Here is a 16349-nt window from a genome sequence, read left to right as displayed (position 1 = left end):
TGACATTAAAAGGAATCTTTCTTTTAAAAATGTTAAATAATTATTACCATTTCTTTCCTTAATTAATTCTAGCATAGCATTATTCTCAAAGCTTTTATTAAGATCAGTTAAATTTATTAACTCTATAAATCTCAGCAAAATCCATAATTTTAGTTATATTACTTTCAGGAGTATAGTCATTTATTTTATTATTACTTGATCATGAAGATCAATGTAATTAGCTAGTTTATTATACAAAGTTTTTATAAATTCCTCTAAAGAATTTTTAGAATTCATTTTCTGAAAACCATTTGTTTCTTGACTTTCAAAACCTTTACTATATATTGACGTTAAGATGCTAATAAGAAATAATTTTCTAATCAAGCCTTTTAACTTTGCATCATCTACTCCCAGATCTTTATTTTTTAAATACATTTCCCACATATAATTTATTGCATTTTTCGCAATAGCTAATCCGTATCTTTAAAACCTACATTCCATAAGATATTCTTAACAAAATATTCAAAATTACTTTTTGTAATATGTTTTTCAATTCCTCTTTCTAATTTATCAGTGGACCTTGATTTAATAATATATTTTTATCTTCAACATTTTTGCCAAAAATCTTTACCAAAAAATCATCTTTGTTCACCTTAACAAAAACTAACTTCAATGATTCGTTTATAACGTTTAATGCCAAACGTTCTTCCTTATTGCTCATTATAGATAATTCTTAAATATGACTACTATACTATATTAACCGCATCATTTATGATACGGTTCACCCTTAATAATTCTGAAACAACGATATACTTGTTCTACCAAAATCAGACGCATAAGCTGATGTGGATAAGTTAACCGACCAAAAGAAATTTGGGTGTTGCTACGCTTCAAAACATCATCTGACAGACCTAAAGAACCGCCGATAATAAAGGTAAATGTGCTCTTGCCTTGAATACTCATTTTCTCAATACTTTCAGCAAAGCTTTCAGAGGTGATTTCCTTACCTTGTATGGCTAAAGCGTAGACATAATCTTGGTCACCAACTTTACTCAAAATTCGCTCACCTTCTTTTTGTTTGACTTGAGTCATTTCTGCGTCACTAAGCGCTTCTGGAGCCTTTTCATCAGCAACCTCAATCATCTCTAGCTTGCAATATTTTCCCAAACGTTTTGTATATTCAGCAATCCCCTGTTTTAAATATTTTTCCTTTAATTTCCCAACGGTAATAATCTTTATTTTCATAAATATCTCTCCAATTTATCTTCTTTTTCTAAAGTTATACACACTAATCCACAGTTTTATGCACAATTTTTCAAGGATGTTAACAACATATTTTTTAGTTGTTAACAACGCTGTGGATAAATCTTGTTAATAATATTTTTTTGAATTCATTATATTTTCTCATTTTTTTGCAGAAATTTCATTCTTTTTAATCATTTATTTCGCTAATTCAGTAACTTAATTCATGATTTTTTCAAAAAGAAGTTTTATACTAATTAATGTGAAGCAAAGTTATTGTTATTAATAAATTAATAGTTAAAGGAGGCAAGGTGTTTTAAACACCATCTAATATGAGGAAAGATGTTACACCTAAAGAAAATGAAACAAATAATCGTTCTAACAATAGTTATGATAAACAGAGACAAAAAAAACCAAGCATGATGAAACGTTTCGGTATTTCACTGGCTGGTGGTATTCTAGGGGGGGCCTTAGTTGTCGGAGGTTTCGTTACTTATAACAAAGTAGATAATCCAACAACAAATTCAGCGACATCAACTGAATTAAAAACAACAAATACTAACAAAGGCAAGGTAACTAATGTTAGTACACAAAACATTAGCACGGATGTTACTACAGCCGTTGATAAAATGCAAAATGCTGTGGTATCAATTGAAACACTTCAAAAGCAACAGAAAAGCCAGCTATCTGATTTAGAACAATTTTTTGGTACAGCTGATGACAGTAAAAATAATGACGGTGATTTAAAAGAAGCTGCTGAAGGAAGTGGTGTTATCTACCGTAAAGATGGAAACAAAGCATATGTTGTTACCAATAATCATGTTGTCGAAAATGCAGATGCTGTAGAAATTTTGTTGAATGGTGGAGACAAAGTAACTGCTAAAATTATAGGTACAGATGTTTATAGTGATTTAGCAGTATTAGAAATACCTTCCGAAAAAGTCAAAGCTATAGCAGAATTTGCAAATTCTGACGATATTAAAGTTGGTGAGCCTGCTCTTGCAATGGGCTCTCCACTAGGATCCACTTTTGCTAATTCAGTATCACAAGGTATTATTTCAGCAAAAGACCGTGTGATTACTAATACAACTGAAGACGGTCAACCTATCAATATAAATGCTCTTCAAACAGACGCTGCAATTAATCCTGGTAACTCAGGTGGTCCGCTTGTCAATCTATCTGGTCAAGTTATTGGCATTAATTCTAGTAAAATCGCACAGGCGGCTTCAGGCGTAGCGACTGAAGGACTTGGCTTTGCTATTCCAAGTAATAATGTTGTATCAATTATAAATCAGCTTGAAAAAAATGGTAAAGTAATTCGTCCAATGCTTGGTGCAACAATGATTGATTTAGCTTACGTTAGCGCAGCTGACCGTCAAGACGTTTTAAAACTTAAAGATAAAGGTTTAACAGGCGGTGTTGTTCTCGGTTCAGTCATCAAAGGGTCTCCTGCAGAAAAAGCCGGATTAAAAAAATTCGTCGTTATCACAAAAGTTGATGATAAAAACGTCGAAACACGTTCTGAATTACAATCTATTTTATATAGTAAAAAAGTTGGTGATTCTATGAAATTAACTTATTATTATAATGGCAAAGAAGAATCAACAACTGTTAAACTAGATCAAGATTCTAGTCAATTAGATAAAGAAAATGCACAACAAAGTAAACAAAGAGCTGCTCAGAAGAATCAACAAGATGAACAAGGAAGCCAAACACAGGATCGTGACGCCTTTCAACAATAAGCAAAAAATCCCCACTCTTTTAAGAAAAGAGTGAGGATTTTTTTAGATTGAATATAACTCACAGGGATTTTCAGGATCTGTATCACAAACTAATAAATCCTTCCCTACATTGATATCATGCTCACGTAATGTGTGACTCATTGTCATATTTGCTAGCTCTTTTAAATTATTTTCTTTACTTAAGTGCCCTAAATAAATTCGTTTTGTCTTATCACCAATGACATCAACAGCAGTTAAAGCACCATCTTCATTAGATAAGTGGCCTCGATCGCTTAAAATTCGTTGTTTGGTACTCCATGGATATTTTCCAATACGCAACATGTTTAAGTCATGATTACTTTCCATCAGATAAGCATCTGCATTTTTTATAATTCCTTTAACCCGGTCACTACAATAACCGGTATCTGTCAAAACAACAAAAGATTTTTTATTTTTATGAAACTGATAGAATTGTGGTTCTGCCGCATCATGTGATACACCAAAACTTTCAATATCTACATCACCAAATGTCATTGTTTTCCCCATATTAAAAATATGTTTCTGTTCAAGAGGAACATTTCCAATGATTGGTGACATTGCCTCCCATGTATTTTCATTTGCATAAACATCTAAACCATATTTTCTTGCCATAACCCCCACACCATGAATATGATCACGGTGTTCGTGCGTTACTAAAATAGCATCTAAATCTTCTGGACGACGATCAATTCTTGACAATAAACCAACGATTTTCTTCCCACTTAATCCTGCATCAACCAATATTTTCTGAGTATTGGTTTCTATAAATAATGAATTTCCAGTACTACCGCTGGCCAAAACACTCACATTAAATTGATTACTTTCCAAAAGAATCTTCCTTCCTAATTACACGTACTAGTCTAGTGTTTAACTTCCGACACATTTGACGTAATAATTGCACTCGTAAATGCATTTACTCGCTCTACCTGAGTATTATTTTTATTCGTTTCCACATCAACAATCCATATTGGTATGTATACACCCTTGCCCCGAACGGTAAAAATCCGTGAATATCCCAATTCTGTTCGTTGTATTTTTGATTTTGCTGGTAAACGATTATTAGTATATAAGCTAATGATTGCCTCGCGTTCAGAAATTAATTGCTGTTTCTCGCGCAATGGTTCAATATCTGTTGACAACATTGTTTGTTCATAACTCTCAATTATTAGCTTATTTTGATTATTGTGTCCAGCAATCAAAGTGAGGGTAGACGTATCATCTAAAAAGGGAATTTGTTCCCAAGCTTGCGAAAAAACATACCGTTTATTTCGTTTACTGCGAGATAAATCCAAATGATACTGAGAGCCCTGAATCACATTGTCTGGATTACTGATAAAATCAACAACACTTTGTTGGCTATTAAAATCAATAACTAGCTGATCACTATTTTCATTTAAAAATCTACTATGTAAAGTATTGTTAGTAACATACCATTCTTGGTTTTTTAGCTGTTTTTCAGCCTGAGAGGCTAGGTTAACATCATTAGCAGCTAAGTAAAAACCTTCACGATGTTCATTTGATAAGTTTTTTGGTGCATTAATCTTATCCGCTTTTAAACGTTCTTCAATCTGATCAGAAATTGTACCCGACAATGTTGATTGGTCATTTACTTTATTCTCTTGAAATACATAAAAAAGGAAGATATTCAGGAATAGAAAAACTAAAAGAAAGATACCTTCGACACGTTTAAAATCCATTAGTCGACTACCCCCTCTTGCAATTCACTTCGCAACTGTTCATTTGACTTCCACGATCCATTATAATTTAAATACCATTTAGGAACTAAATCAACCACTTGTTTCGTCTCAGTATTTGATTGCCACTCATAACCTATTTGCATATCTAAAATTTTACTTTTATCAATACCGTGATTTTCTAAATCAGCCAACATTTCTGTTGTTTGCGGTAAAGTTACCGTATCATTTGAAGGTATTGGTATCTGAATTGTCTCTTGATTCGTTAATATTCTGACATTTTTTTGATTCTGAATAGCAATATCGACGACACCCTTTGAATGATTACCAAAAACTGGAAACCCTTCGACATAATTACGATAGATAATCTCGTTAGTTTTTGCTTCTGAATATCGCAAAGAACCAATCGTATTTCCAAGATTTTCAATATATTTGAATGTACTGAAATAAATATCGTCCTTACTATATTGCAGCTTGCCAAAGTAGCTCACTTCACCTGTTTTAGATTGAATCGTTAAAGATTCTCCTTCACCATTTGATAAATTCACATCGCTATCAGCACCATTTTCACCTAAATATAAATCTTCTGATTGATTAAAAAAGGCTTTTGAGAACGTTGTAAACGACTGAGTAGCTATAATATAACTGTATATTTTTAAATTTGAAGGTTTTGACAAATAATAGACATTTGAAACATTATTATTACTTAATGTTACAGGGTAATAAGTGATATCTTTATTCTCTAACATGTCTAATATCTTTTGGAAATTTCCATCAACTATATATTCAATCACTGTCTCATTAGTTCTTGAAGAAAAATAAACTTTGCTATTATCAAAATCAAGTATTACTCGACTAAATTTTGAGTTTTTAACTTCTGAAGGTAAAGTAGCTTTGACGCCATAATTATCTAAATAAAAACTAATCGGCATCTCAGTAGGAAATGTTAAGTCTACATTTCGAGTTGGCGCTTGCGATGCCTGTTCTGCTTCACTTCTAGATAAAACGCGCCCTTCACTAAATTTATAATTAGTGATTTCATCTTGAATATTACTAATCAAAGATTCACGATTTGTGTATAAAATCGTGTCATCAGATTTTTGATAAAATAATTTAATTGGTACGTAAACATCTGTAATCTTCTTTTGTTGAATCACATCATTTGATTTTTGGTTAAACTCATTTAAGGCGTGGTTTGACGACGGATTAGTCCAGATTTTCCAAGATAAAATAAGACTTAGAATAACCATTAATATTAAGCTGATTCTGACAATTCTTTCGCCAATTTGTGTCATTCCCAAAGATCCTCCTCATAAGGTTCATATGGTAACGAGATAAAAAAGGTTGACCCTTTCCCTTCCTCGCTTTCCGCCCAAATACTGCCACCGTGAGCAATTACTGAATCTTTAGAAATCGCTAATCCAAGACCAGAGCCGCCCATTGCTCGAGAACGTGCTTTATCAACACGATAAAACCGATCAAATATTCTTCCGAGATTTTGCTTAGGAATACCTAGTCCTTCATCAGAAATACTGATGATGACATTTTTATGTGTTTCAAGCAGTCGGCAAGTAATCACACCGCCATCTGGTGAATATTTTATCGCATTATTTAATATATTATCAATTACTTGAATCATACGATCCGTATCAATATCCACCCAAATTGTTCGCTTTGTAAACTCTCGTTTAATACTATATTTTTTATCTGAGTCTTTAACGACCATATCAAATCGATCCAACACATAATTAAATAGTTCATTTAAATTGACCAATTCTTTTTGTATTGTTATTTTCTGATTGTCCATCCGTGATAACTGAAGTAAATCATTAATCATACGAATCATACGATTTGTTTCTTCTTGCGTTACTTTCAAAAACTGTGGTGCTATTTCTGGATTTTGCCAGGCACCATCAGATAGTGCTTCTAAGTAACTACGCATACTAGTTAAAGGCGTACGTAATTCATGCGATACATTTGAAACAAATTGACGTCGCTCTTCTTCATCTCGCTGTTTCTCAGTTACATCATGAAGAACACAAACCAAACCGCTAATAAATCCAGATTCGCGACGGATCATTGAAAATTCTGCTTGAATTAACAACGTTTCTTGATGAGATGTACTTAAATCAATCAACAAATTATCTTGATGTTCCAAAAGTGTTCTAAAAGTGTGTGTCTCATCCAAACGTAAAATTTCAATAATCGACATCCCCAGCGCCTCTTCATTAGTGATACCTAAGAGTTCTAGAGCTGTTTCATTAATTAAAATCAATTGTCCACGTCTATCAGTACCAATGACACCATCTGTCATATGCGATAGCACACTATCCAAGCGTCGTCTCTCTGCTTCAGTTATGCCTTGAGCTTCTTCAATTCTAGCTGATAACTCATTAAATGTTTCACCTAACTGTCCAAGTTCGTCTTTACCATAAACTTCAACTTTTCGAGAATAATCACCACTAGCAATACGCTCTGCCTGAAGTTTCATCTCACCAATCGGTTTTGTAATTGTTCGTGATACAAAAAGAGCAACTATTAATGAAAACAGCAAAGCAATCATAGATGCTGAAAAGAAAATAATTGTAATATCATTTATTTGCTGATACTTACTTTCAATATCACTTTTAACATATAAAAAACCGATAACCGAATCACCAGTAGGTGAGTATATTTGCTGAATATTGACAAATACACGCCTCCTTGTAGTCGGATCAGTTCGTTCTTCTTCTCTTTGTGAGAACGTATTAAAAAGCTCAACATCATTTTTTTTACCCACGTCATCTTGTAGGTTAGGATTACTCGTTGCAATTAAAACACCTTTATCATCAACTAGCCGCACTTCTAAAATATCACTTTTTGAAAATTCTGATAGCGTCCGTTTTAATTGATTATCTTTACCATCCTCTTGATACTTCATTAATTCACTGCTGATATTTGTTGCTAAGGTTTCAACCTGTGATGTAATATTTTCTTCAAAGTTACGCGTTGTCGTAGTTTCTAATTCTCTAATAAAAATCGCACCAATAATTTCTATTGAAATCATCAATAATAAAACAAAAACCAACGCAATTTTAAAATGAACAGAAGAGAAAAAACGAATTCGTTTATTCATAACTACTCCTACTCTTGTTCTGGATTTCTCAGATAATAACCGACGCCACGACGTGTCACCAACCAAGCTGGATGACTCGGATTATCTTCTATTTTTTCACGTAATCGACGAACTGTAACATCAACTGTTCGTACATCACCAAAATAGTCATAACCCCACACTGTTTGAAGTAAATGTTCACGTGTCATTACTTGACCCAGATGTTTCGCTAAATAATGCAACAATTCAAATTCACGATGCGTTAATTCAATTGTTTCACCTCTTTTAGAAACGACATATGCATCGGGATGGATTGTCAATGCACCAACATGAAGCTCATTACTTTCTTCTTCTGGTTTAGTACTATCCGATCCTCGACGGCGCAAATTAGCTTTTACACGTGCAACAAGTTCACGATTCGAGAAAGGTTTCGTCACGTAATCATCGGCACCTAATTCTAAACCAAGAACCTTATCAATTTCTGAGTCCTTCGCTGTCACCATAATAATCGGCATATCATGATTCTTACGTACCTCACGACAAACTTCCAAACCATCCTTTTTAGGTAGCATTAAATCTAAAATAATCAGATCAGGCTCAACTTCTTCAACCATATCGATTGCTTGTTCACCATCAAATGCTGTATAGACTTCGTAACCTTCTTTAGTTAAGTTAAATTTAACAATATCTGAGATCGGCTTCTCATCATCGACCACTAAAATTTTCTTCATGATGACTTCCTCCTATTAACTTTAATTCATTTCCTCATACTATCTCTTCTATTATACATTATTTTTATTTACTTAAACACTATTTGCTAATAAGAACTCGTTAATTCATTAATTTTCACAACAAGTTCTTTTTTTTTGCATATAGATACGAAAAAATAGAATTTTACAAAAACATTGTTTTATTAACGTTTTATCGCATTAATCATTATATTAAAATAATAATAATTATATTTGTGTTGTTATTTAAAGCATTTTGTTTTAACCTATAAGTATAAATTATTAATTTAATTTATTCGGCTAATAAGCAGATACGGGTTTAGTTTCCCCTTCCCTTACACAACTTCATTTGTATCTGTAAAAAAAGCAGAGTTTACTCTCTGCTTTTTGTCTAATTTCTTGTACATTTTTAGTACAATTAATATTGTATAATCTTTCAAATTAATTATCTACCAATTCAGTACGCATAACTATCTATAATTATCAATTAGCAAAAATGAAACCGCTATATTATCAATAGTTGGTTTTTTTTATTTTTTACTATCATCTTCTATCTATTCTTAAAAAGAACCATGATAACATACACCTAATTTGCTTTCTCTTAAATTTCAAATAAAATAGGACAGCATTTACGAATTGATATGGCAATAGATTGATGTCTGCAAAAAATAAACCTTCCTCCCATATTGACTAAAACATTACAATGAATTAAAATCTTTCAATCAATATTTTTACAACTTCGTCAATAATATCTAAGTATTCTCACGCGATTTGTAGCCTGAAGTACTTGAATACATTGGTAAATTTTACGACACCTTATACTCTTTATGATAGTTGTAACCAAAGATACGCACAACTTCATAAGTATATATTTAGCACAATAAAAAAAGTATTATTCTTTTAAATATGAATAAAAAGAAACACCATACAAACGTTATAAACGCCAGTATGGTGATATTTCTTTCATTGATGGGTTGTGCGGGGATCGAACCCGCGACCCACGGATTAAGAGTCCGTTGCTCTGCCAGCTGAGCTAACAACCCCAATGAAATTATTATAACACTTGAAATTTTACATTTCAATAATTTTTTAGTTTTTTACTACAAGTTTATCTACTAATATATTTAATTTCTGATGAATTTAAGGTATTGATAGAATTCATTACACTACACAAATAAGTAATCATTTAATTTATTCTGTTGAATTTCCTTAAAAATTTCCAACATGATAGAACAAATTGTTGGTAATTCTCTAATTAAAACCTGTCCTTGTGGTAATCTATCACTCATGTATAAATAATTAAAGAAGGTTGCTAAAATTCCCTCAACGCTATTTAAGAAATTTGTGTTTGCAACAATACATTGTGGAAAACTTACAACTAGAGTTTCTTGTAACGCTACAGACTCCCATTCTTCTATTGTCTGAAAATGATGATTCAACATGAATTCTGAGACTTTTAGAATGACTTCTTTTGTCAATTGCTGCTCATAATAATTAAGACCTCTAAAGTTTAACGATTTTTGAAAGTCATCGATTAATTTCAATGTTTCTTGTTGTTCCATATCAAAAAATAAATTAGCCTCAACCATGTAATCATTTGTTTTCATTTAACAAGTCCTCTTTTCGTTAATTCTTATACATTTTATCCTATGTCTATCTTCTTTTTTTAAAAGTCATTCGGATCACTTAACTACATTTTGGATTTTACATAAAGCGAAGATAATAATTAATTTTCTCCTAACTTTCCCCAAAGTAGGTTAATTATTATCTTAACGCTCAAGGTTATTGGGCATCCCCTTCCCTTAAGAACAGTATAGCAACTCTAAGAGGTATATCTTTTCGTTTGTAGTCATTTCTGACGACAATATATAAAAAAATCTATCTAAAAATCATTTTAATAAACACAAAGTAATAATATGTTCGTTAAACAAGCTTTTTAGACAGATTTATCATTTTAACTTCTTTTATTTAGTTGAGTGCTGCTTTTTAACTGGGCAATCAGTTGATGAACAATCACAACTTGGTTTCTTCTTAACTCCATATTGATAGATAACCACTCCGACTGCTCCAAAAATGATTCCCGCAATAATAATTGTACCCATTCATCTCACCTCTATCTATAGTAATTACATTATTTTTATTCCCGGTACATCTGCTTGTTCTTTCTTCGTTGGTTTCATTATATAAACAATTGTTGCTATAATAAGGAATACCGAAAGCAATTGACTAATACCAAAGTGATGATAACCTAATAATAAACTTCCCAATTGATACACCACAAAACTCACAACATAAGCTAATCCACATTGATAAGCAATAGCTAGAGTTGTCCAACGCCAATCATTCATCTCACGACGAATGGCTCCGATTGCTGCAAAACACGGTGCACACAATAGATTAAATAATAGAAAGGAATAACCTGCAACAGGTGTTAAGCTACTACTGAAAAGTGGCCAAAATTCTGTTCCAGTTTCAGAAACTTCAGGTAAATGCGCATATAAGATACCAAATGTTCCTACAACATTTTCCTTTGCAATTAATCCCGTAATAGTCGCCACTGTCGGCTGCCAATTTCCCCAACCCAACGGTGCAAAGATAAATGCAATTTGACGGCCTAACATAGCTAACAGGCTTTGGTCTGTCTCAACCATTTGGAAACGCCAATTAAACGAAGACAGAAACCAAATAAAAACAGAACAGGCGAAGATAATAGTCCCCGCTTTTTTTATAAATGATTTTGACCGTTCAAGTGTTTGACGAATACTATTACTCCATCGAGGCCAGTGATAATTCGGTAATTCCATAATAAATGGTGCCGGATCACCACTGAAAATTTTAGTTTTCTTCAATAATATACCTGAAAAGACTATGGCTCCAATTCCAATAAAATAAGCTGATGGCGCAACCCACGAACTATTTGGAAAAAATGCTCCAGACACTAGTCCAATAATCGGCAATTTGGCTGAACATGGCATAAATGTTGTTGTCATAATTGTCATTCGACGGTCTTTTTCATTTTCTATGGTTCGGCTCGCCATAACACCAGGAACGCCACAACCAGTCGCTACCAACATGGGTATGAAAGATTTACCTGACAAACCAAAACGTCTAAACATCCGGTCCATAACAAAGGCAATACGACTCATATAGCCGCAATCTTCTAAAAAGGATAGACATAAGAACAACACCATGAGTTGCGGTACAAAGCCTAAGACAGCTCCAACACCTGCGATAATACCGTCTAAGATAAGTGATTGCAGCCAAGGAGCAACCTGCCACGCTGCAAGCCAATGTTCAACAGTAGTTGGTATCCATTCACCAAATAAGACATCATTTACCCAGTCAGTACCAATAACACCAATTGTTTGAATGGACAAGTAATAAACAGCCCACATAATAATTGCAAAAGTTGGTAATCCTAACCATTTATTTGTGACGATACGATCGATTTTATCACTGATAGTCTGTGTTGCGTTTGGTGAATGATGCAAGCAAAGTTTTGTTACTTCATCTATAAAATCATACCTTGCGTTAACAACAATACTTTCACTATCGTCTTTGAAAATTTTCTCCGTTATCTCAACAATCTCTTGAATCTCAAGTTGAATCTCATCAGGTAAGTTTAATTTGCTTAAAACTTGTGTATCTTGTTCAAATAATTTAATACTATACCAGCGTAATTGATAGGACGGTACATAAGCAGCGATGAGCTCACAAATTTCAGACAATGCAACCTCTAAACGATCATCATAAGTTGGAAAATTCTCAGCTTGACCGTTTTTGAATTTGCGCTTAGCTAACACCTGTTTTAAATCAGCCAACCCTTGTTTTTTTGTGACGCTGATTGGCAAAACAGGAGATCCCAAAATATAAGACAAACTTTCACAGTTGAGCGACGTTCCTTGCTTTTTAACAACATCCATCATATTTAATACAACAACAACGGGATGACCAGTCTCAAGAAGTTGCAGAGTTAGATAAAGATTTCGTTCTAAATTACTAGCATCGACAATATTTAAAATTCCTTCTGGCACATCATTCATCAAGTAATCCCTGGCAACAACTTCTTCGGGTGAATATGGCGACAATGAATAAATACCTGGTAAATCTTGCAAGACTAGCTCTTTTTCGCCTTTAATTTTCCCGGATTTTCGTTCAACAGTCACACCTGGCCAATTTCCTACAGAGTGACTTGAACCAGTTAATTCGTTAAAAAGGCTCGTTTTACCCGAATTCGGATTACCAACTAAAGCAACAGAAAAATATTTATCCATAACTAGTCATCTCCTTCAACAATGATATGCTCTGCTTCTTGTTTACGTAATGTCAACTCATAATTTCTTACAGTAATTTCAATTGGATCTCCTAGAGGGGCAATTTTTTTAATTTTAATCAGTGTTCCTCTTGTCAATCCCATATCCAATAACCGACGCTTAACTTCTTTTGTACCAATTAATTTGACAACACGTGTTTCTTGTCCAACACTAAACGCACTAAGCGGAATAGTTACAATATCTTCTTCATCTGTTTTTTCTTCTATTAAAATATTTTTAGCAATGGATTCATCCAATCCAATGCGGATACCCTTGAATAAAACAATCAAAGGTTGATGTTTCACTTTACTTACTATATATAGTGTTGTTCCTTTAACTAGTCCTAAATTCTTCAAATGATTTTTCTGTGCTTCGTCCCCTTCAAAAGCCAAAAATTGATACGCTCGACTTTCTTTACCATCAATTAACTTGTTCATGACAAGACTCCTATCAAATTATCTTATTCACATCTATTAATAAATAAAAACGATAATCATTCTCAATTAACAGTTTTATTGTACTATATAAAAGAATTCGTCGTCAATTACTATTTGTGAATTTAATACTTAAATTATGAACTTCCTGTGTGTAACTCTTGGGATAACTTTTTAAGAAACCAGACGTGTCAAGGTCTTTCCCTTGTTGAATACTAACAGTAGTATGTGGATAACTAAAAAACACCATATATTGTGTTTCTCGATTGACTTTTTTCAAAATCAAGCTATACTATTATTTATAGATTTAAAATCAGAAAATCAAATTTAGGAGTGAATGGTATGTCAACAATTACTTTATATACAAAAAACAACTGTCCTCAATGTATGATGACAAAAAAATTCTTAGCCGATAAAGATGTGGTATTTAACGAAATCAATATTGATACTGAACCACAATATATTGATGCTTTAAAAGCACAAGGTTTTAGAAGTGTTCCTGTCATTACAACTGAAGATGCTCAAGTAACGATTGTTGGCTTCCGTCCGGATCAATTAAGAACGTTGGCGGTTTAGTTATGAAATTAGTCTTTTTTTCTTTAACCGGACAAACGAGACGATTCATCGATAAACTTGATTTACCGGCCTACGAAATTGATACCTCCAACCCTTTTTATCAAATCAACGAACCTTACATACTGGTCGTTCCTACTTACGATGTTGAAGTCACCGAGGTAGTGAACGATTTTATTGAGTTTCAGGACAACAAAGCGTATTTAAAAGGTGTAGCAGGCGGCGGCAATCGTAATTTTGCCGATCTTTTTGTTTATACCGCAAAAGATATCTCGCGTGATTATCATGTTCCGCTACTTTTTTCTTTTGAATTTAGCGGAACTGATGCTGACGTAAAAAAATTTAAGAAAGTAGTGAGTGACTTTGAGTCTTAAAGAACTGACAGACGTAACTTATTTTGAACTGAATAATGAAATTAACCGGCCAGTCAATGATCAAATTCCTTTATATAAGGACAAAGAAGCATTAGCGGCCTTTTTTAAGGAAAATGCTGAGCCGAATACAATGAATTTTGATACAGTAGCTGATAAAATCAACTATCTGATTGAAAACGACTATATCGAATCTGAATTTATCCACCAATACTCAATGAAATTCATTACTTCGCTATACGAGTATTTAGATGAACAGCGTTTCACCTTTAAATCATTTATGGCAGCTTATAAGTTCTATTCACAATATGCTCTGAAAACAAATGACGGCTCACACTATTTGGAACGCTATGAAGACCGTGTTGCTTTCAATGCTTTGTATTTTGCCAATGGCGACGAGACTTTAGCGCGTCAATTAGCTGAAGAAATGATTTATCAACGCTATCAACCAGCAACGCCCTCTTTCTTAAATGCTGGACGCAAGCGTCGCGGAGAGCTTGTATCATGCTTTTTAGTACAGGTCACAGATGACATGAACAGCATCGGCCGTTCTATCAACAGTGCTTTACAATTATCACGAATCGGTGGAGGAGTAGGAATTACCCTGTCTAACTTACGTGAAGCAGGTGCACCAATCAAAGGGTTTGAAGGAGCTGCCAGCGGTGTCGTTCCTGTTATGAAGTTGTTTGAAGATAGCTTTAGCTACAGTAACCAATTAGGTCAGCGACAAGGTGCCGGAGTTGTTTACTTAAACGTCTTCCATCCTGATATCGAGAGCTTTTTATCTACTAAAAAAGAAAACGCCGATGAAAAGGTTCGTGTCAAGACTCTTTCTTTAGGACTAGTTGTTCCAGATAAATTCTATGAATTAGCTCGAAATAATGATGATATGTATCTATTTAGTCCATACAGCATCGAACGTGAATACGATGTGCCTTTTTCTTATTTAGATATCACTGAAAAATATGATGAATTAGTTGCTAACCCACGTATTCGAAAACAAAAAATTAGTGCACGCTATCTAGAAAATGAAATTAGTAAATTACAGCAAGAATCTGGATATCCTTATATCATTAATATCGATACCGCTAACCGAGCTAATCCTGTATATGGGAAAATCATTATGAGTAATCTTTGCTCTGAAATTTTACAGATTCAAGAACCGTCTCTTATTAATGACCGTCAAGAATATGAAGTACTCGGATCTGATATTTCATGTAATTTAGGATCAACTAATATTGTCAATCTGATGGAAAGCCCGCACTTTGGTCAATCAGTTCGAGTGATGACACGTGCCTTAACTTCAGTAACTGATGCGTCAAGTATTGATGTCGTACCATCAATCAAAAATGGTAATAATCTTAGTCATACAATTGGATTAGGTGCGATGGGACTGCATACATACTTTGCTAAAAATCAAATGGAATACGGATCTCCAGAATCACTTGATTTTACTGATGTTTATTTCATGCTGCTAAATTATTGGACCTTATTTGAAAGTAACCAGATTGCTAAAGAACGCGGGATAACTTTTCATAACTTTGATAAATCGGCATATGCTGATGGCTCTTATTTTGATACGTACATTAATGAGCCTGTCCAACCCAAATTTGATAAAGTCGTAAAACTATTTGATGGCATTTTTATCCCATCTGCAGATGACTGGACAGCCTTAAAATCCTCTATCAAGGAATATGGCCTATATCATCAAAATCGTTTAGCCGTCGCACCAAATGGATCAATTTCATATATTAATGATACAAGTGCCAGTATCCATCCGATAACACGTCTGATTGAAGAACGCCAAGAGAAAAAAATCGGAAAAATCTATTATCCGGCTGCACATCTAAATAATGACAGCATGCCATACTATACATCAGCGTATGATATGGATATGCGTAAAGTAATTGATGTTTACGCAACTGCACAAAAACACGTGGATCAAGGAATGAGTTTAACACTCTTTATGCGTTCAGAGATTCCTGAAGGCTTGTATGAGTGGAAAACAGATACTACTAAACAAACAACACGTGATTTAAACATTTTACGTCATTATGCATTCAACAAAGGTATAAAATCAATTTACTATATTCGCACATTTACGGATGATTCAAGCGAAATCGGCAGTAATCAATGTGAAAGCTGTGTTATTTAGGGAGGA

At 33.5% G+C, this 16349-nt stretch carries 15 protein-coding genes and 1 tRNA gene; 4 read left to right on the top strand and 12 right to left on the bottom strand.

The genetic code is table 11. The annotated features are described in order from the left end of the window. Positions 1–180: 180 nt before the first annotated feature. A complete protein-coding gene (locus tag CBF37_RS11615; protein ID WP_165866649.1) occupies positions 181–423 on the bottom strand; it encodes a hypothetical protein in 243 nt (80 codons plus the stop codon). Between the two features lie 321 nt (positions 424–744). After that, entirely contained in the window at positions 745–1224 is a 480-nt protein-coding gene (gene rlmH / locus CBF37_RS05730) for a 23S rRNA (pseudouridine(1915)-N(3))-methyltransferase RlmH (RefSeq protein ID WP_125983795.1), read from the bottom strand. Positions 1225–1553: 329 nt separating this feature from the next. On the opposite strand from rlmH, the gene CBF37_RS05725 reads away from it, so the two are divergent. Continuing rightward, a complete protein-coding gene (locus CBF37_RS05725; protein WP_420824165.1) occupies positions 1554–2963 on the top strand; it encodes a S1C family serine protease in 1410 nt (469 codons plus the stop codon). A gap of 42 nt (positions 2964–3005) precedes the next feature. On the opposite strand, the gene CBF37_RS05720 is transcribed toward CBF37_RS05725, so the two are convergent. From CBF37_RS05720 to CBF37_RS05675, 10 genes are all read right to left on the bottom strand, one after another. Further along, a complete protein-coding gene (locus CBF37_RS05720; RefSeq protein WP_165866651.1) occupies positions 3006–3815 on the bottom strand; it encodes an MBL fold metallo-hydrolase in 810 nt (269 codons plus the stop codon). 26 nt (positions 3816–3841) lie between these two features. Then, positions 3842–4678 carry a two-component system regulatory protein YycI gene (locus CBF37_RS05715; RefSeq protein WP_125983793.1) on the bottom strand — a complete coding sequence of 279 codons (837 nt, stop codon included), beginning with the start codon at positions 4676–4678 and terminating at the stop codon, positions 3842–3844. After that, entirely contained in the window at positions 4678–5970 is a 1293-nt protein-coding gene (locus CBF37_RS05710; RefSeq protein ID WP_125983792.1) for a YycH family regulatory protein, read from the bottom strand. The genes CBF37_RS05715 and CBF37_RS05710 overlap by 1 nt, the downstream gene beginning before the upstream one ends. Next, on the bottom strand, positions 5967–7790 hold the full coding sequence (gene walK / locus CBF37_RS05705; protein ID WP_125983791.1) for a cell wall metabolism sensor histidine kinase WalK: 1824 nt from the start codon (positions 7788–7790) through the stop codon (positions 5967–5969). The genes CBF37_RS05710 and walK overlap by 4 nt, the downstream gene beginning before the upstream one ends. A gap of 8 nt (positions 7791–7798) precedes the next feature. Next, a complete protein-coding gene (gene yycF, locus CBF37_RS05700; RefSeq protein ID WP_125983790.1) occupies positions 7799–8500 on the bottom strand; it encodes a response regulator YycF in 702 nt (233 codons plus the stop codon). Between the two features lie 967 nt (positions 8501–9467). Further along, a tRNA-Lys gene (locus tag CBF37_RS05695) sits at positions 9468–9540 on the bottom strand. A gap of 123 nt (positions 9541–9663) precedes the next feature. Continuing rightward, entirely contained in the window at positions 9664–10104 is a 441-nt protein-coding gene (locus tag CBF37_RS05690) for a hypothetical protein (protein WP_125983789.1), read from the bottom strand. Positions 10105–10461: 357 nt separating this feature from the next. Continuing rightward, a complete protein-coding gene (locus CBF37_RS05685; RefSeq protein ID WP_125983788.1) occupies positions 10462–10599 on the bottom strand; it encodes a FeoB-associated Cys-rich membrane protein in 138 nt (45 codons plus the stop codon). Between the two features lie 24 nt (positions 10600–10623). Further along, positions 10624–12771, bottom strand: coding sequence for a ferrous iron transport protein B (feoB, locus tag CBF37_RS05680; protein WP_125983787.1), 2148 nt, complete (start codon positions 12769–12771; stop codon positions 10624–10626). 2 nt (positions 12772–12773) lie between these two features. Then, positions 12774–13247, bottom strand: coding sequence for a FeoA family protein (locus CBF37_RS05675; RefSeq protein ID WP_125983786.1), 474 nt, complete (start codon positions 13245–13247; stop codon positions 12774–12776). 339 nt (positions 13248–13586) lie between these two features. Here CBF37_RS05675 and nrdH point away from each other — a divergent pair, with 339 nt between their 5' ends. From nrdH to nrdE, 3 genes are read left to right on the top strand one after another with little or no spacing between them, the layout of a single operon-like run. Beyond that, positions 13587–13820, top strand: a complete 234-nt coding sequence (gene nrdH / locus CBF37_RS05670) for a glutaredoxin-like protein NrdH (RefSeq protein ID WP_125983785.1) — start codon at positions 13587–13589, stop codon at positions 13818–13820. A 2-nt stretch (positions 13821–13822) separates the two neighbouring features. Next, positions 13823–14191, top strand: a complete 369-nt coding sequence (gene nrdI, locus CBF37_RS05665) for a class Ib ribonucleoside-diphosphate reductase assembly flavoprotein NrdI (RefSeq protein WP_125983784.1) — start codon at positions 13823–13825, stop codon at positions 14189–14191. Continuing rightward, entirely contained in the window at positions 14181–16343 is a 2163-nt protein-coding gene (gene nrdE, locus CBF37_RS05660) for a class 1b ribonucleoside-diphosphate reductase subunit alpha (protein WP_125983783.1), read from the top strand. Before nrdI ends, nrdE begins: the two co-directional genes overlap by 11 nt. Positions 16344–16349: the final 6 nt, after the last annotated feature.

The sequence above is a fragment of the Vagococcus vulneris genome, assembly GCF_003950515.1.
GTDB lineage: Bacteria > Bacillota > Bacilli > Lactobacillales > Vagococcaceae > Vagococcus > Vagococcus vulneris.
Note: the sequence above shows the minus strand (reverse complement) of the source record. Positions and strands in the feature narration are given on the sequence as shown.